Source organism: Pseudomonas medicaginis, from assembly GCF_965119365.1.
Taxonomy (GTDB): Bacteria; Pseudomonadota; Gammaproteobacteria; order Pseudomonadales; family Pseudomonadaceae; genus Aquipseudomonas.
Window position 1 is genome coordinate 331,134 of the sequence record NZ_OZ221631.1, and the last position, 21,210, is coordinate 352,343.

General features: G+C 61.5%; 19 protein-coding genes. 13 read left to right on the forward strand and 6 right to left on the reverse strand.

Translation table 11 applies throughout. The annotated features are described in order from the left end of the window. Positions 1-101: 101 nt before the first annotated feature. Complete coding sequence (locus ACMTA2_RS01515) at positions 102-1,052, forward strand: choline sulfate utilization transcriptional regulator (RefSeq protein ID WP_014335842.1); 951 nt, start codon at positions 102-104, stop codon at positions 1,050-1,052. Between the two features lie 60 nt (positions 1,053-1,112). Here the strand turns inward: ACMTA2_RS01515 and ACMTA2_RS01520 are convergent, their stop codons facing one another. Continuing rightward, the gene (locus tag ACMTA2_RS01520; protein ID WP_413793427.1) at positions 1,113-1,772 is read right to left on the reverse strand and encodes an NAD(P)-dependent oxidoreductase; all 660 of its coding nucleotides are present in this window, start codon (positions 1,770-1,772) and stop codon (positions 1,113-1,115) included. An 84-nt stretch (positions 1,773-1,856) separates the two neighbouring features. Here ACMTA2_RS01520 and ACMTA2_RS01525 point away from each other — a divergent pair, with 84 nt between their 5' ends. The 10 genes from ACMTA2_RS01525 (at position 1,857) to ACMTA2_RS01570 (ending at position 13,114) form a co-directional block, all read left to right on the forward strand. Next, the gene (locus ACMTA2_RS01525) at positions 1,857-2,195 is read left to right on the forward strand and encodes a DOPA 4,5-dioxygenase family protein (protein ID WP_413793428.1); all 339 of its coding nucleotides are present in this window, start codon (positions 1,857-1,859) and stop codon (positions 2,193-2,195) included. Between the two features lie 449 nt (positions 2,196-2,644). After that, a complete protein-coding gene (locus ACMTA2_RS01530) occupies positions 2,645-3,952 on the forward strand; it encodes a CitMHS family transporter (RefSeq protein WP_413793429.1) in 1,308 nt (435 codons plus the stop codon). A 60-nt stretch (positions 3,953-4,012) separates the two neighbouring features. Continuing rightward, positions 4,013-4,780: a TerC family protein gene (locus tag ACMTA2_RS01535; RefSeq protein WP_413793430.1), complete on the forward strand. Its 768-nt coding sequence runs from the start codon at positions 4,013-4,015 to the stop codon at positions 4,778-4,780. A 337-nt stretch (positions 4,781-5,117) separates the two neighbouring features. Beyond that, a complete protein-coding gene (locus ACMTA2_RS01540) occupies positions 5,118-6,776 on the forward strand; it encodes a Na/Pi cotransporter family protein (RefSeq protein ID WP_413793431.1) in 1,659 nt (552 codons plus the stop codon). 186 nt (positions 6,777-6,962) lie between these two features. Next, positions 6,963-8,354: a M16 family metallopeptidase gene (locus ACMTA2_RS01545; protein WP_413793432.1), complete on the forward strand. Its 1,392-nt coding sequence runs from the start codon at positions 6,963-6,965 to the stop codon at positions 8,352-8,354. Positions 8,355-8,515: 161 nt separating this feature from the next. Further along, positions 8,516-9,541, forward strand: coding sequence for a DUF5924 family protein (locus ACMTA2_RS01550; RefSeq protein WP_413793433.1), 1,026 nt, complete (start codon positions 8,516-8,518; stop codon positions 9,539-9,541). A gap of 52 nt (positions 9,542-9,593) precedes the next feature. Next, a complete protein-coding gene (locus ACMTA2_RS01555) occupies positions 9,594-10,742 on the forward strand; it encodes an ABC transporter permease (RefSeq protein ID WP_413793434.1) in 1,149 nt (382 codons plus the stop codon). Beyond that, positions 10,739-11,542, forward strand: a complete 804-nt coding sequence (locus ACMTA2_RS01560; RefSeq protein WP_413793435.1) for an ABC transporter ATP-binding protein — start codon at positions 10,739-10,741, stop codon at positions 11,540-11,542. The genes ACMTA2_RS01555 and ACMTA2_RS01560 overlap by 4 nt, the downstream gene beginning before the upstream one ends. A gap of 1 nt (position 11,543) precedes the next feature. Continuing rightward, positions 11,544-12,482 (forward strand): MlaD family protein, encoded by a 939-nt coding sequence (locus ACMTA2_RS01565; protein ID WP_336072936.1) that lies wholly within the window; start codon positions 11,544-11,546, stop codon positions 12,480-12,482. Further along, the gene (locus ACMTA2_RS01570; protein ID WP_413793436.1) at positions 12,479-13,114 is read left to right on the forward strand and encodes an ABC-type transport auxiliary lipoprotein family protein; all 636 of its coding nucleotides are present in this window, start codon (positions 12,479-12,481) and stop codon (positions 13,112-13,114) included. The genes ACMTA2_RS01565 and ACMTA2_RS01570 overlap by 4 nt, the downstream gene beginning before the upstream one ends. A gap of 20 nt (positions 13,115-13,134) precedes the next feature. Here the strand turns inward: ACMTA2_RS01570 and ACMTA2_RS01575 are convergent, their stop codons facing one another. The 5 genes from ACMTA2_RS01575 to ACMTA2_RS01595 form a co-directional block, all read right to left on the reverse strand. Beyond that, positions 13,135-14,364 (reverse strand): nucleoside recognition domain-containing protein, encoded by a 1,230-nt coding sequence (locus tag ACMTA2_RS01575; RefSeq protein ID WP_413793437.1) that lies wholly within the window; start codon positions 14,362-14,364, stop codon positions 13,135-13,137. Between the two features lie 208 nt (positions 14,365-14,572). After that, on the reverse strand, positions 14,573-15,904 hold the full coding sequence (gene gltP, locus ACMTA2_RS01580; protein ID WP_122567720.1) for a glutamate/aspartate:proton symporter GltP: 1,332 nt from the start codon (positions 15,902-15,904) through the stop codon (positions 14,573-14,575). A gap of 702 nt (positions 15,905-16,606) precedes the next feature. After that, on the reverse strand, positions 16,607-17,071 hold the full coding sequence (locus tag ACMTA2_RS01585) for an inhibitor of vertebrate lysozyme family protein (RefSeq protein ID WP_413793438.1): 465 nt from the start codon (positions 17,069-17,071) through the stop codon (positions 16,607-16,609). A gap of 2 nt (positions 17,072-17,073) precedes the next feature. Further along, positions 17,074-17,238, reverse strand: a complete 165-nt coding sequence (locus ACMTA2_RS01590) for a DUF1328 domain-containing protein (RefSeq protein WP_003177151.1) — start codon at positions 17,236-17,238, stop codon at positions 17,074-17,076. Between the two features lie 80 nt (positions 17,239-17,318). Further along, positions 17,319-17,624: a hypothetical protein gene (locus ACMTA2_RS01595; RefSeq protein WP_413793439.1), complete on the reverse strand. Its 306-nt coding sequence runs from the start codon at positions 17,622-17,624 to the stop codon at positions 17,319-17,321. Positions 17,625-18,061: 437 nt separating this feature from the next. On the opposite strand from ACMTA2_RS01595, the gene algB reads away from it, so the two are divergent. Then, a complete protein-coding gene (algB, locus tag ACMTA2_RS01600) occupies positions 18,062-19,408 on the forward strand; it encodes a sigma-54-dependent response regulator transcription factor AlgB (RefSeq protein ID WP_053126909.1) in 1,347 nt (448 codons plus the stop codon). Between the two features lie 10 nt (positions 19,409-19,418). Beyond that, the gene (locus ACMTA2_RS01605) at positions 19,419-21,209 is read left to right on the forward strand and encodes an ATP-binding protein (protein ID WP_413793440.1); all 1,791 of its coding nucleotides are present in this window, start codon (positions 19,419-19,421) and stop codon (positions 21,207-21,209) included. Position 21,210: the final 1 nt, after the last annotated feature.

A 21,210-nucleotide genomic window follows, 5' to 3' on the forward strand; every position in this document is an offset into this window, starting at 1 on the left:
TCCATAGTAGGCAGTTATGCGACATTGCTGCGATTGAGCATGTAGCCCCAGGGTTTTGGGGTAAAGCCCATGCAGGATAATGACTAGGATAAGCACAGCTTATGTATGACGCGTTGGGTAACCTGTCCCTCGAACTGTTCCGTGCCTTTGAAGCCGCGGCCCGCCAACAGAGCTTCACGGCGGCGGCGATTGAGCTGGGCACCACGCAACCGGCCATCAGCCAGCAGATCAAGCGCCTGGAAGAACAACTGGGTACCCGGCTGTTCGACCGCATCTACCGCGGCATTGAACTGACCGAGGCCGGGACGATCCTGTTCGAGCAGGTGCAGGCCGGTTTGCAGAGCATCGATGCCGGGCTGAGCGCGATCACCGCCCAACACCAGCATGAGGTGTTGCAAGTGGCCACGGACTTCGCCTTCGCCGCCTATTGGCTGATGCCACGCCTGCATCGTTTCCACGCCGCCAACCCGCAGGTGGACGTCAGCCTGGTGACCAGCGAACGCAACCACAACATGCTGCGCACCGATATCGACGTTGCCGTGCTGTTCGGCGACGGTCGCTTCAAACAGGGCGAAAGTCGCTGGTTGTTCAGCGAAGAAGTCTTCCCCGTCTGCAGCCCGCTGCTGCTCAAGGAGCGTCCCCTGCCCTTGTCCGCCCAGGCCTTGGCGGAATTCCCATTGCTGCACCTGCGTGCGGGCAACAGCAACAGCTGGTTCGACTGGAGTGGCGTATTCCGCGAGCTGGGCATCACCTCGCCACCAGCGCCTGGGCAACTGCGTTTCGACAATTACACGCTGCTCATCCAGGCTGCGATTGGCGGCCAAGGCGTCGCCATCGGCTGGCGACACCTTGTGGATAACTTATTGGCGCAAGGGCTGCTGTGCCGTCCCATCGCTGAAACGGTGTTGTCGCGGCTGGGGTATTACGTGGTCTTGCCCCAGCGTAAACGGCGCGGTGTGTTGATCAGGCAATTCGTCGATTGGCTGATGGAAGAACAAGCCAACAGTGCGGAGTCACTCACGGGGTTGCCGCTGCCGTCGATTGCCGTTTGAGTCCGTGGCGAGGAAGCCAGTGCTCAGCCGTCTTCCGGGGCTGTGGATAACCACCGCGCGCTACTCGGCCGCGACAAAACTGACGTGCTCGCCCACATGCAGGTTCAGGCGCAGCTCATCGGCAATGCCAACCGCCACACGGTTGAGACGCTCCAAGGATTCAGCCACGCCAGGTTCGAGGCTGGTGCTGACCTGGCTGAAATGCTCGATGCCCAGGCCAGGCGCGGCATAGGGCGCGTTGATCAAGGTCCACCGCAGCGTGCTGTTCTTCAGGGCGTCGAGCACTTCTTCGGCGGCATGGCGCTGTAAATCGTCGTCGGCCTGTTCTTCGTCGAGCATCGCAAAGTCGCCCACCAGGAACAGCCGTGCAATGTTCACCGCCTGCATGCCGGCGATCAGTGCGTCCACCGCCAGGACTTGCTCCACCGGGCCAGGAATCAACGTGTGTTCCACGTGTTCGCTGTTCATCGGCAACCCCGGCGCGTTCAACAGGCACACCACGGCGCTGGCACCGGCGACACTTTGCTTGACCCGCTCGGGGTCGAACAGATCGCCGGCCTTGGTCCGCAGGCCGGGGCGTGGAGCCAGGGCGGTAAGATCGTCGAGAATGGCGATGACTTCATGCTGGCGCCGCAGCAGTTCAGCCATCAACGCACTGCCGAGGCTGCTCATGGCACCATAAAGCACCACTTTGATGACCGGGGTTTCGGCGTTTTTCATGGCTGTTTTCCTCTTTATCCCCCATGTAAAGGCTCTGACCCGCGGCAAATGGCGAGGGTTCGGCCTCTTTTCAAGGAGTGTCCGATGCAACGGATCAAGGGTTACCACGCCCACGTGTATTTCGACGCCAACACCCTCGACCAGGCGCGGGCCCTGTGCGAGGAAGCGGCGCAACTGTTCCCGCTGAAAATGGGGCGCGTCCATGAACGCCCGGTCGGCCCGCATCCGGACTGGAGCTGTCAGCTGGCGTTCGATCCGCAATACATTGGCGTGGTCTTGCCGTGGCTGGCCCTCAATCGCAAGGGTCTGGTGATTTTCCTGCACCCGGACACCGGCGACGACCTGATCGACCACACCGAGCATGCGATCTGGATGGGCGCGGTGCGGCCGTTGGATCTTTCAGCGTTTAAGGCAAGCACCTGATTGCTTTGTTTAGACCAGAGACATGGTTCTGTGGCGAGGGGATTTATCCCCGCTGGACTGCGCAGCAGGCCCGAAGGGACAGAATGCACTCTCCAGATATTGCAGGATGACGGGTTTCAGGGCCGCTTCGCGCCCCAGCGGGGATAAATCCCCTCGCCACAGGAGTGCTGCTAGACAGGTCATCATCTGCGCTCGTCGTCCATTTACCCTGCGAAAGGCTGCTGAAAGCTTGCGCGATTAGGATCGCCCCACCTACCGGCAAAAGACCGGTGGCCAGATGCGAGTTTTCTGATGCTCGCATGGCCGTTTTAACAACAACAATGGTGATTCCGATGTCCGCTGCTTCTCACCCCGCTGCACCCACTCCATCCGTCCGTCCCGAGCCTTGCATCCTGCGCTGACCTGTCCGGTTCGCCTTTCATAGCCGCGCTACGCCTGGAGTATTTCCCATGCTGACTTTCCTTGGCTTCGCCATGGTCATCACGTTCATGTTCCTGATCATGACCAAGCGCCTGTCCGCGCTGATTGCCCTGATCATCATCCCGATCCTGTTCGCCCTGTTCGGTGGCTTCGCGCCGAAAATCGGCCCGATGATGCTCGAAGGCATCACCAAGCTCGCCCCGACCGGGGTCATGCTGATGTTTGCGATTCTGTATTTCGCCCTGATGATCGACTCCGGCCTGTTCGACCCGGCCGTGCGCAAGATCCTCAAGCTGGTCAAGGGCGACCCGTTGAAAGTTTCGGTCGGTACCGCCGTTCTGGCGCTCGTCGTCTCCCTCGATGGTGACGGCGCGACCACTTACATGATCTGCGTGGCCGCGATGCTGCCGCTCTACAGCCGCATCGGCATGAGCCCACGCATCATGGCTGGCCTGATCATCCTCGCCGGCGGCGTGATGAACATGACCCCGTGGGGCGGCCCGACGGCCCGGGCGGCCAGTGCGCTGCATGTGGACCCCTCCGACATCTTCGTGCCCATGATTCCGGCAATGCTGGCCGGGGTCGTGGCGATCCTGGCGATTTCCTACATGTACGGCAAACGCGAGCGTGCACGCTTGGGTGAATTGCACCTGGCGGGCGACGAGATCGACCACAGCGAAATCAGCGTGTCCCAGTTCCCGGACGCCCGTCGTCCGAAGCTGATCTGGTTCAACGGCGCGCTGACCCTGGTGCTGATGTGCACTCTGATCGCCGGTCTGTTGCCGCTGCCGGTACTGTTCATGGTGGCCTTCAGTATCGCGATGATCGTCAACTACCCGTGCCTGCAACAGCAGAAAGACCGCGTCGCAGCACACGCCGGCAGCGTGTTGGCGGTGGTCGGGTTGATTTTCGCGGCGGGGATCTTCACCGGCATCCTGTCCGGCACCGGCATGGTCGACGCCATGTCCAAGAGCTTGCTCGCAGTGATCCCGGACTTCCTTGGCCCCTACCTGGCAGTGATTACCGCGCTGGTGAGCATGCCGTTCACATTCTTCATGTCGAACGATGCATTTTATTACGGGGTGTTACCGGTTCTCGCCGAGGCAGCTAGCCATTACGGTATCACCGGCGTTGAAATGGCCCGTGCCTCCATCGTCGGCCAGCCCGTCCACCTGTTAAGCCCGCTGGTTCCGTCGACCTACCTGCTGGTAGCCTTGGCCGGGATCGAGTTCGGCGACCACCAGCGCTTCACCCTGAAGTGGGCAGTACTGGTTTGCCTATGCATAATGTTCGCCGCCTTGCTGATGGGGATTTTTCCGCTGTTCAGCACTCTATAAAAGCAATGCCCGCTGCGCCGTCTCGGCGGCGCGGCCTAACACTCGCTCAAAGGAACTCACATGGAATGGCTGACCAACCCGGAAATCTGGGTTGCCTTCTTTACCCTGACCGCCCTGGAAATCGTCCTGGGCATCGACAACATCATCATGATCTCGATCCTGGTCAGCCGCATGCCCAAGCACATGCAGGCGCGCACCCGGATCTTCGGCCTGGCGCTGGCCATGGTCACGCGGATCCTGTTGCTGCTGTCCATCACCTGGGTCATGCGCCTGACGGCAGACTTGTTCGAAGTGTTCGGCCAGGGCATCTCCGGTCGTGACCTGATCCTGTTCTTCGGTGGCCTGTTCCTGCTGTGGAAAAGCTCCCAGGAGATGTACCACGCCCTGGAAGGCGAAGATGAAACCAACGAAGAACCGTCAGGCAAGGGCGGCAATTTCATCTACACCATCATCCAGATCGCGATCATCGACATCGTGTTCTCCCTGGACTCGGTCATTACCGCAGTCGGCATGGTCTCCCATGTCCCGGTGATGGTGGCGGCAATCGTCGTCGCCGTGCTGGTGATGATGCTGGCTTCGGGCACCATCAGCACGTTCATCGACAAGCACCCGTCGCTGAAGATGCTGGCGCTGTCGTTCCTGCTGGTGGTCGGCACCGTGCTGATCGCCGAGTCGTTCGACGTGCACGTGCCAAAAGGCTACGTCTACTTCGCCATGGCGTTCTCCCTGGCGGTGGAAGCGATCAACATCAAGATGCGCACCGCGATTGCACGCAAGCGCAAGCAGCAGGATCCGGTGAAACTGCGCAAGGACATGCCGGGGCAGTAACGGCATTGGGACGATGAATGAAGGGGCTCTTGGAGCCCCTTTTTCATGCCTGCGAAAAAGGGGCCGGATACAAAACCTGTGGGAGCGAGCTTGCTCGCGATGATGGCCTGACATTTGGCATCTTCGGTGGCTGTCAGGCCGCTATCGCGAGCAAGCTCGCTCCCACAGGGAGGTGAGTGTTTTCGAGGGGGCATTTTTCATGACAGTTTTGTTTCAATCGATTCTTTAGCTGTGCAATGCTGGCGCCCGAACCGTTCGCCAACTACAGCTTAAGTACAAGAAAGAAGAATGTGGCATTGTTAATTTGTTCCTTTGGGACGCTAACAGGGGGCCTCTCATGCTGACCCTGCTGAATTTGCTCTCCGCCGTGGCCCTGCTGATCTGGGGCACGCACATCGTGCGTACCGGCATCTTGCGGGTCTATGGCTCGAACCTGCGCCATGTCATCGGCCAGAACATGTCCCGGCGCTGGCTGGCGTTCATCGCGGGGATCATGGTCACGGCCATGGTCCAGAGCAGCAACGCCACGGCCATGCTCGTCACCTCGTTCGTCGGCCAGGGCCTGATGGCGCTGACCCCGGCCCTGGCGACCATGCTCGGCGCCGATGTCGGCACCGCGCTGATGGCCCGGGTGCTGACCCTCGATCTGTCGTGGCTGTCGCCGCTGCTGATTTTCCTCGGGGTGATTTTTTTCCTCTCGCGCAAACAGACCCGCGCCGGGCAAATGGGCCGGGTCGGTATCGGCCTGGGCCTGATCATCCTGGCCCTGCAATTGATCGTCGAGGCCGCCGCGCCCATCACCCATGCCCAAGGTGTGAAAGTGATCTTTGCGTCGCTGACCGGCGACATCCTGCTCGATGCGCTGGTCGGTGCGCTGTTCGCAATGATCTCCTATTCCAGCCTGGCCGCCGTGCTGCTGACCGCGACACTGGCCGGGGCCGCGGTGATCAGCCTGCCGGTGGCCATCGGCCTGGTGATCGGTGCGAACATCGGCAGCGGCATACTGGCCTTTCTCAGCACCAACATGCAGAACACCGCCGGGCGCCAGGTGGCGCTGGGCAGCCTGTTGTACAAGTTGATCGGGCTGGTCTTGATCATTCCGGTACTCGATCTGCTGGTGGGCTGGCTGGACAGCCTGGATTTCAGCCCGCAGGAAACGGTGATCGGTTTTCATCTGCTCTACAACACCGTGCGGTGCCTGGTGCTGCTGCCCAGCGTCGCACCGATGGCCAGGCTCTGTGCCTGGCTGCTGCCGGAACGGCCCGAGACCAACGGCACGGCCAAGCCCCGTCACCTGGACCCCGCGGCTCTCGCCACCCCGAGCCTGGCGCTGGCAAACGCGGCCCGGGAAACCTTGCGCATTGGCGACCTGATCGAAAACATGCTCGAAGCCATGCTGGACGTGCTGCGCGGTGCGCAAACGGCGGTGACCCAGGATGTACGGCGCATGAGTGATGACGTCGAGGCACTGTGCAGTGCGATCAAGTTGTACATGGCGCAAATGCCCCGTGAAGACCTCAGCGAACAGGACAGCCGCCGCTGGGCGGAAATCATCGAGCTGGCGATCAACCTCAAGCTGGCCAGCGACCTTATCGAACGCATGTTGCGCAAGGTCCAGCAGCAGAAGACCTCGCAACGCCGCTCCTTTTCCGATGTGGGCCTGGAAGAGTTGGCGGGGCTGCACAGCCACTTGATCGCCAACCTGCGTCTGGGATTGTCGGTATTCCTCAGTGCCGACCGGGAAAGCGCCCGCCAGTTGCTGCGTGAGAAACGTCGCTTTCGGGCGCAGGAACGGCGCATGGCCCATGCCCATGTCAGCCGTTTGCAACGCAAAGTCGTACAAAGCCTGGAGACCAGTTCCCTGCACCTGGAGCTCATCGCCGACATGAGACGTCTCAATTCGCTGTTTTGCGGCAGTGCCTACGTGGTGCTGGAGACGTCCGAGATCGGCGCGCTGGCGGTCGATGAAATCTCCGACATTACCCATTCGCCGTGAACGACTGGCGCATTGGTCAGTCAGTAACAATGGCTCGGGCCTGAAACCGTTCACCGGCCCGCCAGCTCCCGTTGTCATGAACACCGCATAGATTCGATAGGGGGAGCGAGCCGAGTCCGGGCGATGCTCCGCCGATGACGGCCTGCCCGGCACCATGGACCGCCACTCAGCCGCCAGGAAGCCCTTATGCGTTGTCTGATGCTCGCCTTTCTTTTGCTCGGCTCACTGCCGGTGGTCGCCCTGGACCGGTTCCAGGTCGAAGGCTATACGCTGCGCAACGGCATGCAACTGATGCTCAAGCCCGGCACCGAGCGCGGGCACGTGGCGATCCGGCTGGTGGTCGGCGTGGGCCTGGACGACTTCAGTTGCGACGATAAGGAACTGCCCCACCTGCTCGAACACTTGCTGTTCAGCGGCCTCGATGACAGTGGTGAGGGCGGCCTGGAAGAGCGCATGCAGGCCTTGGGTGGCGAATGGAACGCCTTCACCAGCAACGCCGACACCACGTTCGTCATCGAGGCGCCGGCGCGCAATCAACGCAAAGTCCTGGACCTGCTGTTGGCGCTATTGACCCGCACCCGTATCGACGAAAAAGCGCTGGAAGCCGCCAAGCGAGTGGTGGAGCGCGAGGACGGTGGCCACTACACCCATCTGCAACGCTGGCTCGATCACCAGGAACTGGGCCACAAGGCCAGCAACCAATTGGCCGTTGAGCTGGGCCTGCGCTGCGCGGAGCGGGCCGAGGTCCAGCGCCATACCCTCGCCCGCCTCGAACACGTGCGCAAGACCTGGTACGCACCGAACAACATGACGCTGATCGTGGTCGGGGATCTCGACCGACTGCTGCCCGCCTATCTGGAGCGTACCTTCGGCCGACTCGAGCCGGTGGAGCCCAGTGCCCACGAGGCGCTGCCGCAGATCCGCTACAAGGCGGTCACCAAGCGCAACCTGATCCGTGGCCTGGCCGGCGACAGCGCCAAGTTGCACTGGCTGTTCCCGGAGCCAGTGCTGGATGAACAGCATGACGAGACCTTCGACCTGCTCAAGGATTACCTGGACTGGGCGCTGTATCGCCAGCTGCGCCTGGCCCGCGGCCTGTCCTACGGGCCGTGGACCGAGCGCGAAGTGTTCGGCGGGGTCGGCTTCTTCAGCCTGAACGCCGACCTGTCCCGCGAAGACTTGCCCGAAGCCGAACAGGCCCTCGAAGCACTGCGCAAGACCCTGCTCAAGGATGGCTTGGACCCCGCCAGTTTCGTGCGCATCAAACGAGCGGCCATCGCCCATCAGTCCTGGGCGGTTCAAGGCAACAGCGCACTGGCCGATTATTACTGGGGCGCCCTGGGCGACTATGAAGACGGCCGCTTCGCCAACCCGGCCCTGCGCCTGCAAGAGGTGAGCCTGGAACAGGCCAACCTGGCGTTGCGCGAACTGCTCAAGGACCCGGGTTACCTGCGCATCGAGAAGCCGTTGCTCAGTGACGATGAGCTCGTTTGGGGGGGGGGCGGTCTGCTGGGGTTGCTGTTGCTTGGGTTCGTGGTGTGGCAAGTGCGACGGCGGGCCCGAACGAACGAAGCGTGATCTCGTGGCGGCACACATTTGTGGCGAGGGCATCTGTCTGCTGTGTGGGAGCAAGCTTTGCTCCCACAGCAAATCCCACTTGCCACAGAGCACTCGTCACATCGATGTCCTGACGATACTCTATCAGGGATATTTCCTACGACTTACTGTGAAACCACTGAATGCAAAACCCAACGGTCTATATCCAGCGCATCCTTGAACTGATGAAGCGCTATCCCGGGGTCATTGCGCTAGGTGGCTTCGTTTCCGGGGTCGGCAGTTTCATGCTGGTGGATCGCCAGCAGGGCCTGGCGACCTGGATCGCTATCATGATGCTGGTGAGCTGGCTCTGGCTGATGGTCGAGAACAACATGACCCGGCTGTTCACGCGGATTTTCAAACGGGAAATTCCCCAGCCGCTGTTGCGCTACGCCACGCAGATGATTCACCAGGAAAGCCTGTTTTTTGTCCTGCCGTTTTTCTTCATCACCACCACCTGGAACAGCAGCCAACTGATTTTCACCGGCCTGCTGTCCCTCGCGGCGTTGATCTCGATCACCGACCCGCTGTACTACAAATGGCTGGCACCCCGGCGCTGGGCGTTCCTGGCGTTGCACACATTGACGCTGTTCGCCGCCCTGCTCACCGCGTTGCCGGTGATCCTGCACCTGACCACCGACCAGAGTTTCAAGTTGGCGCTGGGCATTGCCATGCTGCTGTCGTTTCCCAGCCTGGCCTCGATTTTCCCGATCCGCACCCTGCGCAACGCCCTGGCGATCCTCTGCATCACCGTGGGGATTGGCGCCGCCGGTTGGGTGCTGCGCTCCTGGGTGCCACCGGCCACCTTGTGGATGACCGAAGTGGCGATCAGCACCCAACTGGAAGACCGCACGCCGGGCGCCAGTCTCAAGGAGGTCAGCGCGGCCCAGATTCGCGGCAACGGCCTGTACGCCTACACCGCCATCAACGCACCGCGAGGGCTTGATGAGCGGATTTATCACGTCTGGCAGTTCAACGGTAAAGAAGTCGACCGCATCGCCCTGGACATCCACGGCGGGCGCAAGGAAGGCTATCGCGCCTGGACCCACAAGCAGAACTTCCCGCAAGACCCGACGGGCAAATGGCAAGTGCGGGTGCTGACGGAAAATGGTCAGATGATCGGCGTGTTGCGTTTCAATGTGAGCCCTGACGCACCCGCGGCAAAATGACGGCGGTCGTGCTATTAGGTAGCGCTGTTCAAGTCGAACGAGCATGGAGCTTATGACCCCCGGATCCCACACTGGCACAGCCCGGCTGGACACGTCTCGCTCTCCGGCGCAGCTCTGGGTCGGCGGCGACTGGACGCTGGCCCATTACGCGCAGCTCAAGCGCTTGAGCGAATCCTTGCGCGGTAAATACGACGAGAACACCCTGATCGACCTCAACGGCCTCGGCGCCCTCGACACCGCCGGGGCTTCGTTGCTGGTGGAACTGCTGGGCTCCGAACGGCTGGGCAAGACCACCGAGCACCCCGATTGCAGCTTGCCAGCCGCCGAGCGAGCGCTGTTGCAGACGGTCTATTGCTCGCTGACGGACTTCTGCGTGCCGGTGAAAGAGCCGCAGGTCAGCGTGCTGACACAACTGCTGACGCGTATCGGCCGCGCCGTGGAAAAAGTCTGGCAAGACACCCTGCAACTGCTGGGTTTTGTCGGCCTGATTCTGGAAACCCTGGCCCGCAACCTGTTTCGCCCCAGGCGCTGGCGCATGACACCAATGGTCGTTCACATCGAACAGACCGGCCTGGACGCAGCCCCCATCGTCGCCCTGCTGACGTTCCTGGTGGGCGCAGTGGTGGCCTTTCTCGGCGCAACGGTGCTGGCCGATTTCGGCGCCAGCATCTTTACCGTGGACCTGGTGGCGTTCTCGTTCCTGCGTGAATTCGGCGTGTTGCTGACGGCGATCCTCATGGCGGGCCGCACCGCCAGCGCGTTCACCGCGCAGATTGGCTCGATGAAGGCCAACGAAGAAATCGACGCGATCCGCACCCTGGGCCTCGATCCGGTCGAATTGCTGGTGATTCCACGGGTGCTGGCGCTGTTGGTGGCGCTGCCGATGCTGACCTTCCTGGCCATGCTCTCGGGCATTATCGGTGGCGGCGTGGTCTGCGCTTTGTCGCTGGGTATTTCACCGGCCATGTTCCTGACGCTGTTGCAGTCGGACATTGGCGTTCAGCATTTCCTGGTGGGGATGGTCAAGGCGCCGGTCTTTGCCTTCCTGATCGCTGCCGTGGGCTGTCTGGAAGGTTTCAAGGTCAGTGGCAGTGCCGAATCGGTCGGGGCTCACACCACCTCCAGCGTGGTGCAGTCGATTTTCGTGGTGATTGTGCTCGATGCCGTGGCCGCGCTGTTTTTCATGGAGATGAACTGGTGAGCCAACCCTTGCGACCGCCCACCGAGGCGGTGATTCAAGTGCGCGGCCTGTGCAATCGCTTTGGCCGCCAGAGCGTGCATGAAAACCTCGACCTGGACGTGTACAAGGGGGAGATCCTTGCCGTGGTCGGCGGCTCCGGCAGCGGAAAATCGGTGCTGCTGCGCAGCATCGTCGGCCTGAACCGCCCCAGCGAAGGTTCTGTGCGGGTGTTCGGCGAGGACTTGCCGAGCCTGCCCCCGGAACAACGTTCGCGGGTGGAGCGGCGCTTTGGCGTGTTGTTCCAGAAAGGCGCGCTGTTCTCATCATTGACCGTGACAGAAAACGTCGCCCTGCCACTGATCGAACACGCCGGGCTCAGCCGGGCCGACGCCGAGCACTTGGCGGCTGTGAAGCTGGCCTTGGCCGGCCTGCCGTTATCGGCCGCCGACAAGTACCCCGCCTCGCTGTCCGGCGGCATGATCAAGCGCGCCGCCCTGGCCCGTGCGCTGGCCCTGGACCCGGACATCCTGTTTCTCGACGAACCCACCGCAGGCCTCGATCCCATCGGTGCGGCGGCGTTCGACCAATTGATCCTGACACTGCGCGATGCCCTGGGCCTGAGCGTGTTCCTGGTCACCCACGACCTGGACACCCTCTACACCATCACCGACCGGGTGGCGGTACTGGCGCAGAAAAAAGTACTGGTGGCCGATGTCATCGACAAGGTGTCGGAAACCGACGACGCCTGGATTCACGAATACTTCCATGGCCCTCGCGGCCGCGCGGCGTTATCGGCCGCTACACAATCGAACGAGATTTGACATGGAAACCCGAGCCCATCATGTGCTGATCGGCCTGTTCACCGTCATTGTGGTGGCTGGCGCCCTGCTGTTCGGCCTCTGGCTGGCCAAGTCCAGCGTGGACAGCGAGTTCAAGGATTACGAAGTGGTGTTCAATGAGGCGGTCAGCGGGTTGTCCCGGGGCAGCTCGGTGGAATACAGCGGGATCAAGGTCGGCGACGTCGTCAACCTGCGCCTGGACCCGAACGACCCGCGCCGGGTTCTGGCGCGGGTGCGCTTGAGCGGGGAAACGCCAATCAAGCAAGACACCCAGGCCAAGCTGGCACTGACCGGCATCACCGGCACCTCGATTATCCAGCTCAGTGGCGGTACGCCCCAGAGTCCGGCACTGACCGGGCACGACGGCGAACCGCCAGTGATCATCGCCGCGCCCTCGCCTATTGCCCGCCTGCTCAACAACAGCGATGACTTGATGACCAGCATCAACCTGCTGCTGCACAACGCCAATGAGGTGTTTTCCTCGGACAACGTCCAAAGCCTGGGCAAGACGCTCGAGCATCTGGAACAAACCACCGGGGTCATTGCCGAGCAGCGCGGCGATATTCGCCAGGCCATGCAGCAACTGGCGTCCATCGGCAAACAGGCCAGCGCCACGCTGGAACAGACCACGGCGTTGATGCGCAACGCCAACGGTTTGCTCAACGACCAGGGTAAACAGGCGTTCGGCAACGCCGGCCAGGCCATGCAGTCCCTGGCTCGCAGCACCGCGACCCTCGACAAGCTGCTGAACGACAACCGCGATTCGTTGAATAACGGCATGCAGGGCCTCAATGCCCTGGCGCCAGCCGTGCGTGAACTTCGCGAAACCCTGAGCGCCCTGCGGGGAATCTCCCGGCGCCTGGATGCCAACCCCAGCGGTTATTTGCTGGGCAATGACAAGGACAAGGAGTTCACGCCATGAAGCCGTCCAACCGGTTTATCCGCCCTATTCTCTTACTGGCAGGCTTGCTCCTGGTGGGCGGTTGCTCGATTTTGCCCAAGGCCGAACCCTCGGATGTGTATCGCTTGCCCGCCACCCAGGTCCCGGCGTCTGCGGGCGCGGCGGTGGGCTGGTCGCTGCGCCTGGCCAGCCCCCAGGCCAGCGAGGTGCTCAACAGCCCGAAAATCGCGGTGATCCCCCAAGGCAATCTGTTCAGCAGCTACGCCGCCTCGCGCTGGAGCGACCCAGCCCCCGTGCTGTTGCGCAACCGCCTGCTCGATGGCTTCGCCCAGGATGGACGCGTCAGGTTGTTGAGCGTCGCCGACAGCAACCTGCAAGCGGATCTGGAGCTGGGCGGGCAATTGCAGGCGTTCCAGACCGAATACCAGGGCGCAGCGGCCAGCGTGGTGATTCGCCTGGACGCGCTGCTGGTACGCGGCTTCGACCAGCGGATCCTGGCCAGTCGCCGTTTTGAAGTACGCCAGCCGTTGAGCGATGTGAAAGTGCCGGCGGTGGTGGATGGCTTTGGCCGGGCCAGCGACCGGCTGACGGCCGAAGTGGTGGCCTGGACATTGGAGCAAGGCCAGCGTTTCGCAACGCCGACTCAACCCTAGAGGCCGCGGGAAGACTCAGGTCAACCGAAGAACCAGTAGCAAACGCTGATCGCCGCCACGACCCCGGCCAACTCCGCCAGCAGCGCGCACCCCACGGCATGGCGTGCCCGCTGGATGCCCACGGCGCCGAAATAGACCGCCAGCACGTAGAACGTGGTCTCGGTGCTGCCCTGGATGGTCGCCGCCACCAGGGCCGGGAAGCTGTCGACGCCGGAGGTCTTCATGGTCTCGATCAGCATCGCCCGGGCGGCGCTGCCGGAGAACGGCTTGACCATGGCGGTCGGCAGAGCATCGACGAAGCGCGTGTCCAGGCCGGCCCACTGCACCAGGTGCCGGATGCCGTCCAGGCCGAAATCCAGCGCTCCCGAAGCCCGCAGCACGCCGACGGCGCAGAGCATCGCCACCAGGTACGGCAGCAGGCTCTTGGCAACGTCGAACCCTTCTTTCGCACCTTCGACAAAGGCTTCATACACCTTGACCTTGCGCAGTGCGCCCACCACCAGGAACAGGATGATCAGGCCAAACAGCGTCAAGTTGCCGAGGATCGATGAGAGCCCGGCCAGCGCCGTGGCCGAGAGCGTCCCCAGCAGCGCCATGAAGCCGCCCAGCGCCAGCGCGCCCGGAATCAGGTAAGCCAGTACCACCGGGTCCCACAGGCGCAGGCGCTGCATGAACGCCACCGACAGAAGCCCCATCAGGGTCGAGGCGCTGGTAGCGAGCAGGATCGGCAGGAACACCAGGGTCGGGTCCGGCGCGCCTTGCTGGGCGCGGTACATGAAGATGGTCACCGGCAACAAGGTCAGCGACGAGGCGTTGAGCACCAGGAACAGGATCTGCGCATTGCTGGCGATGGTCGGGCTGGGGTTGAGGTCCTGCAGGGCCCGCATGGCCTTGAGGCCGATGGGGGTGGCCGCGTTGTCCAGCCCCAGACCGTTGGCGGCGAAGTTGAGGGTGATCAGGCCGATCGCCGGATGGCCGGCGGGCACTTCCGGCATCAAGCGCAAGAACAGCGGGCCGAGGGCCTTGGCCAGCCAGTCGACGATGCCGGCCTTTTCAGCGATCCGCAAAAAGCCCAGCCACAGGGTCAAGGTGCCGAACAGCAGGACCATCACCTCCACCGACAGCTTGGCCATGGCGAAAATGCTTTCCACCATGGCGGCGAAGATCCCGGCGTTGCCGCCGATCAACCACTGCGCCAGCGCCGACACGGCAGCCACGATAAAGAAGCCAAGCCAAAGGCCATTGAGCATCGGTTAAGTCCCCCGGAAGATGCCGCGAATGATAGCGGGGCTGGCAGAAACGACAAACCCCGGATTTCTCCGGGGTTTGTTTGGCACTGCGCAGGGACTACAAAAAGTCCTATGGCGGATTTCAGAATCTTTGCGCCTGACAAAAATTCCTGTGGGAGCCGGGGTTGTTCAGGCTCTTTGCTGCTGGCCCAAACTCCCACAATGGATCTCAACGGCTGGAGGTTTCACCCGCCGGCAACGGCTCCTTGCTGCGCCAGTGCGGCAGTGAGTTCCAGTAGCGCTGGCCCTTGGCATCGTCGTACATGCCTTCCCAACGGGCGATGACCAGCACGGCCAGGGCATTGCCGATGACGTTCAGCGCGGTACGGGCCATGTCCATGATGCGGTCGACACCGGCGATGAAGGCCAGGCCTTCCAGCGGAATGCCCACGCTGCCCAAGGTGGCCAGCAGCACCACGAACGACACGCCCGGTACGCCGGCGATGCCTTTGGAGGTGACCATCAGGGTCAGCACCAGCAGCAACTGCTGGCTGATGGACAGGTCGATGCCGTACAACTGGGCGATGAAAATCGCCGCGATGCTCTGGTACAGGGTCGAACCGTCGAGGTTGAACGAATACCCGGTGGGCACCACGAAGCTGCAGATGGCTTTCGGCGCGCCGTAGGCTTCCATCTTCTCGATCACGCGCGGCAGCACGGTTTCGGAGCTTGCGGTGGAGTAGGCCAGGACCAGCTCATCCTTGAAGATGCGCATCAGCTTGAGCACCGAGAAGCCGAACAGACGGGCGATCAGGCCCAGCACCACGAAGGCGAAGAAGGCGATGGCGACGTAAACCAGGATCACCAGTTTCGCCAGGGGCAGCAGGGACGCGAAGCCGAAGTTGGCGACGGTCACCGCGATCAATGCGAACACACCGATCGGCGCGTATTGCATGATCATGTGGGTGACCTTGAACATGCTTTCCGAGACGCCCTGGAACATTTTCACCAGAGGTTCGCGCAGGTCCGATTGCAGGCTGGACAGCCCCAGGCCGAACAATACGGAGAAGAAAATGATCGGCAGCATCTCGCCACGGGCGACGGCGGCAAAGATGTTCGACGGGATCAGGTTGAGGATGGTCTGGATGAATGCATGTTCATGCTGGACTTCCGCCGCCGTGGCCTGGTACTTGGAAATATCCACCGTGCCCAGGGTGCTCATGTCGATGCCACTGCCCGGCTGGAAGAAGTTGGCCAGCAACAGGCCGACGACGATGGCGATGGTGGTGACGATTTCAAAGTAAAGGATGGTCTTGAGACCGATACGCCCGAGCTTCTTGGCATCGCCGACCCCGGCAATGCCGACGATCAGCGAGGAGATCACGATCGGAATCACGATCATCTTGATCAGACGGATAAAGATGTCGCCCGCCGGTTGCAGCACGTTGCTGATCCACCAGGCCTTCTCGGCACTGAAATGGTTGAGCAGCGCGCCCAATGCAATCCCCAGCACCAGACCGATGAGGATCTGCCAGGCGAGGCTTAGTCGTGCCTTCTTCATATCGTTACCCTTACTTCAGTTGGACTCGGGCAATGGCGCGAATGGCTCGTCGATGACGAAAAAACATTCGCGCCCTGCCCCCGTATAAGGTCACCCCGAGCGCGCGAGCGGCTTACTGGCAGGCGAAAAAAGGCGCAACTATTGCGATGCCAAGGGGGGCCGTCTAATGCCGTAAACGCCTACCCTATGCCGAATCGGCATGAGATTTTCCAAGCAGAACCCGCATGACACGCGGTTCGAATGCGCCATTTTTGCAGGCATAACCGCCGTGAACCGGCCGTTTCAGCGTAGCTTGGGGTGATCCTCCAGAACGGGAAAACCCCTGGAATGCCATCGCGCAGAGGTGCGCGCCACGAGACAAATTGTCTCGCTATTCTCCGATACACGGTCAGACAAAGGGGAATAAATTGGCTGTAGCAGACAAAATGCCGCATCGCGGGTCCCAGGGTGGCGCTCGCTCAACCCAGCGCTCTGGTCCACCCATTTTGCGACATCAAGCTCTACGCAAGTTCGCCAAGCCGTATGGGCCGTGCGAACCTGCGTCGCAGCTTTTACCTGACCCGGCCCTTTCGCAGGCACCCCTTGTGCCCGTAGGTCACTCCGACGCTCATCCGTCAGAACGTCCCGGCCCCCTGGTCATGCACCGGCCCTCCTCGGGCTGTGCAGCAGAGAAAAGCAGGGCTGCTTTTCCCGTTTTCAGAATCAGTACCAGTTCGGATCTTTCTTGAGTTGTTCCATTAACAGTTCTTGCATACCTTCATTGGGATTACCGAGGAAACGGTAGTCGGCATGACGGGTCGGCGATTTGTCGGAGGGCAGCCCGGCAGGTACCTCAACCAACATCGCGTAGGCCTCATCCTTGTCGAAACTGAAGGCGACGATCAGGCGCTTGTTGCGACACGTCGCCTGGGTTTCACAGAGCGGTCCCACCAAGTACTTGTCGCCATCTTCCTCGACAGCATTCATTTGTTCCGAATCGCCTGACAGGTTCATCACCCATTCCGGCAGGCGCTCTTCTTTTTTCACCACATGCTGCCAAGTGTCGCGGTATTGCGGGTCCGCCTGCAGCAGTTGGTTGACGCGCATCTGTCCGTCATTGGCAGCCATTGCCATGGCACTGCCGCCCAGCAACAGGGCGGCGGCCAGTCCTTTGAATGAAACGCTCATGGTCAGCCTCGGCCACGACGGCCAAAGAAGAAGGAAGCGATGAACATCACCAGGAATACGACAAAGAGAATCTTGGCGATGCCCGTGGCGGTGCCTGCGATACCACCGAAGCCCAGTACGGCGGCGATGATGGCAATGATCAGGAAAGTAATTGCCCAGCTCAACATGGTGATTCTCCTTACGCTTTTCTATTTAGTGAGGGTCTGGCGGTGATGGTTCCGGCGCGATGGACGACCGGTGCATCGGGTTAAAACACCCAGCGCTCTTCACGTGGCAGGTCGGCCACTGACTGAGCCTGATCGACATCCATCATGCGCATGGAAGCGGCAGCTTCTTGAAGACTGCTGACGGCGCTGAAATGGGTTTGGGGGGCACGCTGAATCGACACCTGGGGTGCTTCTGGCTGTTGACGTTCGTGCCAGAGCAACCATTGCTGGCCAATCACGAGCGTGACCAGCAGTGCCACGGCAGCCCACAAGCCCTGCTGGATATGCAGGGAAGAGAGGCGAAATTGGGCTGCGCTTTTAAGTTGGGCGGCACTTTGACGATTCATCCTGAAATTCCTCCCCACCCGGGTGTGGTGATCTGGTTGAGGCGCTGTTGCGCCACGTTGACCAGACTATTGCAGCCTGCATGCCAGAATTTTTATCGACTTAAAAGTCTTTAAAATCAACATGTTATGAAATCATTGTCGGGGGTTGGGAACGCATCCTGCACGATGACCTACGCGCACGTCGTGCGTATTGCACGAATCGCAGGAAAAAGGCGCTAGGGTGTTTTGGAATTGCCTGTCAGACACAGCCGTCGGAATGGGCGATGGGACCGTCTGATCCGGAAGAACCGTAAAAAAAGGAACTCAAATCAGCCTTTTAGGAGTCAGACGTCCACAGAGGCCTGTTCGGTGGGTAATATCCCCTCAGAAACGACCATGCAACTTGCCCGATTTTTCTGACACTAACCAACATCATTCATTAAAGGAGCGTAGGAAAAATGGAATCCGCCACTGAGCACCAAGGCCGCATTCTGCTGGTAGACGATGAGTCCGCCATCCTGCGTACGTTCCGTTACTGCCTGGAAGACGAAGGCTATACCGTCGCCACCGCCAACAGCGCTGCCCAAGCCGATACACTGCTGCAACGCCAGGTGTTCGACCTGTGTTTTCTCGACCTGCGACTGGGGGAAGACAACGGCCTGGATGTCCTGGCGCAAATGCGTATCCAGGCACCCTGGATGCGGGTGGTGATCGTCACCGCCCACTCGGCCGTCGACACGGCAGTCGATGCAATCCAGGCCGGCGCTGCCGACTATCTGGTCAAGCCATGCAGCCCGGATCAATTGCGCCTGGCCACCGCCAAGCAACTGGAAGTACGCCAACTGTCGGCAAGGCTCGAGGCCCTGGAAGGGGAAGTGCGAAAACCCAAGGACGGCCTCGATTCCCACAGCCCGGCGATGAAAGTCGTGCTGGAGACCGCGCGCCAGGTTGCCAGCACCGACGCCAACATCCTGATCCTCGGCGAATCCGGCACCGGTAAAGGCGAGTTGGCTCGGGCGATCCACGGCTGGAGCAAGCGCGCGAAGAAATCCTGCGTCACCATCAACTGCCCGTCGCTGACCGCCGAATTGATGGAAAGCGAATTGTTCGGCCATAGTCGTGGGGCCTTCACCGGCGCCAGCGAAAGTACGCTGGGGCGCGTCAACCAAGCCGACGGCGGTACGCTTTTTCTCGACGAGATCGGTGATTTTCCCCTGACGTTACAACCCAAGTTGCTGCGCTTCATTCAAGACAAGGAATATGAGCGGGTAGGGGACCCGGTCACCCGTCGCGCTGATGTGCGGATTCTCGCGGCCACCAACCTCAACCTCGAGGACATGGTGCGCGATGGACGTTTTCGCGAGGATCTGCTGTATCGCCTGAACGTCATCACCCTGCACCTGCCGCCGCTGCGTGAGCGCGCCGAAGACATCCTGACCCTGGCCGACCGCTTCCTGGCCCGCTTCGTCAAGGAGTACGCGCGCCCGGCCCGAGGCTTCAGCGACGAAGCTCGCGAAGCGCTGCTAGGCTATCGCTGGCCCGGCAACATCCGCGAACTGCGCAACGTGGTCGAGCGCGCCAGCATCATCTGCCCGCAGGAAAAAGTCGAAATCAGTCACCTGGGCATGGCCGAGCAGCCCGTCAACAACGCGCCGCGCATCGGTGCCGCATTGAGCCTCGACGAACTGGAGAAAGCCCACATCGGCGCGGTGCTGGCCACGGCCGACACCCTCGACCAGGCGGCCAAGACGCTGGGTATCGACGCCTCCACGCTGTATCGCAAACGCAAGCAGTACAACCTGTGAGCGACACCTTATGAAACTGGCGATGAAGCTGCGCACCCGACTGTTTCTCAGTATCTCGGCCCTGATCACCGTGGCCTTGCTGGGACTGGTGCTTGGCCTGGTCAGCGTCATGCAGATGGCCACTACCCAGGAACAATCGGTACGCGACAACTTCATCCTGCTGGACCTGGGCCTCAAGCTGCGCCAGAGCCTTGGCGATCAATTGATGATCATGCTCGAGGACAAGCCCGACCTGGCAGCGCTGGAAGCCTCCAAAGAGCAATACCTGGCGCTGATCGATGAGGGGATTGCCCACGAAAGGGAACTGGACGATGCTGCCGTCAGCTTCAGCAGAGCCAAGACCGACTATGTCGAATTTTTCGAGGCCTTCACCGCGTCTCGCCAGCAGGCGAACCAGCCCCCCGGCATCGAGGCACTCACCGAAAAATTCAACGTGCTGCGTAACGGACTGATCGAGGGCTATCGAGAGGCCTTGACCAACATCAGTGAAACCCAGGACCGCGCCCGTGAACGCGCAATGTGGATTGCCGCACTGCTGGGGCTGGTGGGGCTGGCGGTGCTGATCATCGGTTTTATCACGGCCCATGGTATTGCCCGGCGTTTCGGTGCGCCGATCGAGGCGCTGGCGGCGGCGGCGGATGACATCGGCCAAGGCAACTTCGAGATCATGCTGCCCATCTCTTCCGCCGCCGAGTTGAACCTCCTGACCCGCCGCTTCGGGGTCATGGCCCAAGCCTTGCGTGAACACCAGGCCACCAATGTCGATGAGCTGCTGGCCGGACAACAACGCTTGCAAGCCGTGCTCGACAGCATCGACGACGGCTTGCTGATGATTGACCGCCAGGGCCGGTTGGAGCACCTCAACCCGGTGGCCCAGCGTCAATTGGGCTGGGATGAGGCGCGGCTGGGCCAAGGGCTCGGCGAGGCGCTGGGACGCCTTGAACTGGATGAAGAACTGCATCTGGTACTGCGCGGTGGAAGCCTGGAGCGTGCACCGGAAGATTTGAGCATTGAGGTCGACGGCGAGTCGCGGGTGCTGACCTACAGCCTCACGCCGGTCAGCCACACCCAGGGCCACATCCTCGGTGCGGTCATGGTGTTGCATGACGTCACCGAGCAACGCGCCTTCGAACGGGTGCGCAGCGAGTTCGTCCTGCGGGCTTCCCATGAACTGCGCACACCGGTGACGGGCATGCACATGGCGTTCGGCCTGTTGCAGGAACGCCTGCACTTCCCGCCGGAGTCCCGCGAGGCGGACCTGCTCAACACCGTCACGGAAGAAATGCAGCGGCTGATGCAACTGATCAATGATCTGTTGAATTTCTCTCGCTACCAGAACGGCCTGCAAAAGCTGACCCTGGCACCTTGCTCCATCGACGATCTGTTGGAAGCCGCCCGACTGCGGTTCGCTGAACAGGCCAAAGCCAAGGGTATCGAGCTGCTCGTGGCGATTCAGGGCCCGCTGCCGCGGCTGCATGCCGACGCCGCGCAACTGGATCGCGTGCTCGATAACCTGATCGACAACGCCATGCGCCACACCAGTGAAGAAGGCCAGATCCGCTTGCAAGCCCGACGTCACGGCGAGCGCGTGATCATCAGCGTCGAAGACAACGGTGAAGGCATTGCCTACGGCCAGCAAGGACGGATCTTCGAACCGTTCGTCCAGGTCGGACGCAAGAAGGGTGGCGCGGGCCTGGGCCTGGCCCTGTGCAAGGAAATCGTCCAGCTCCACGGCGGACGCATGGGGGTTTATTCAAGACCGGGGCAGGGCACGCAGTTCTACATGGCGCTAACGGTCTGAG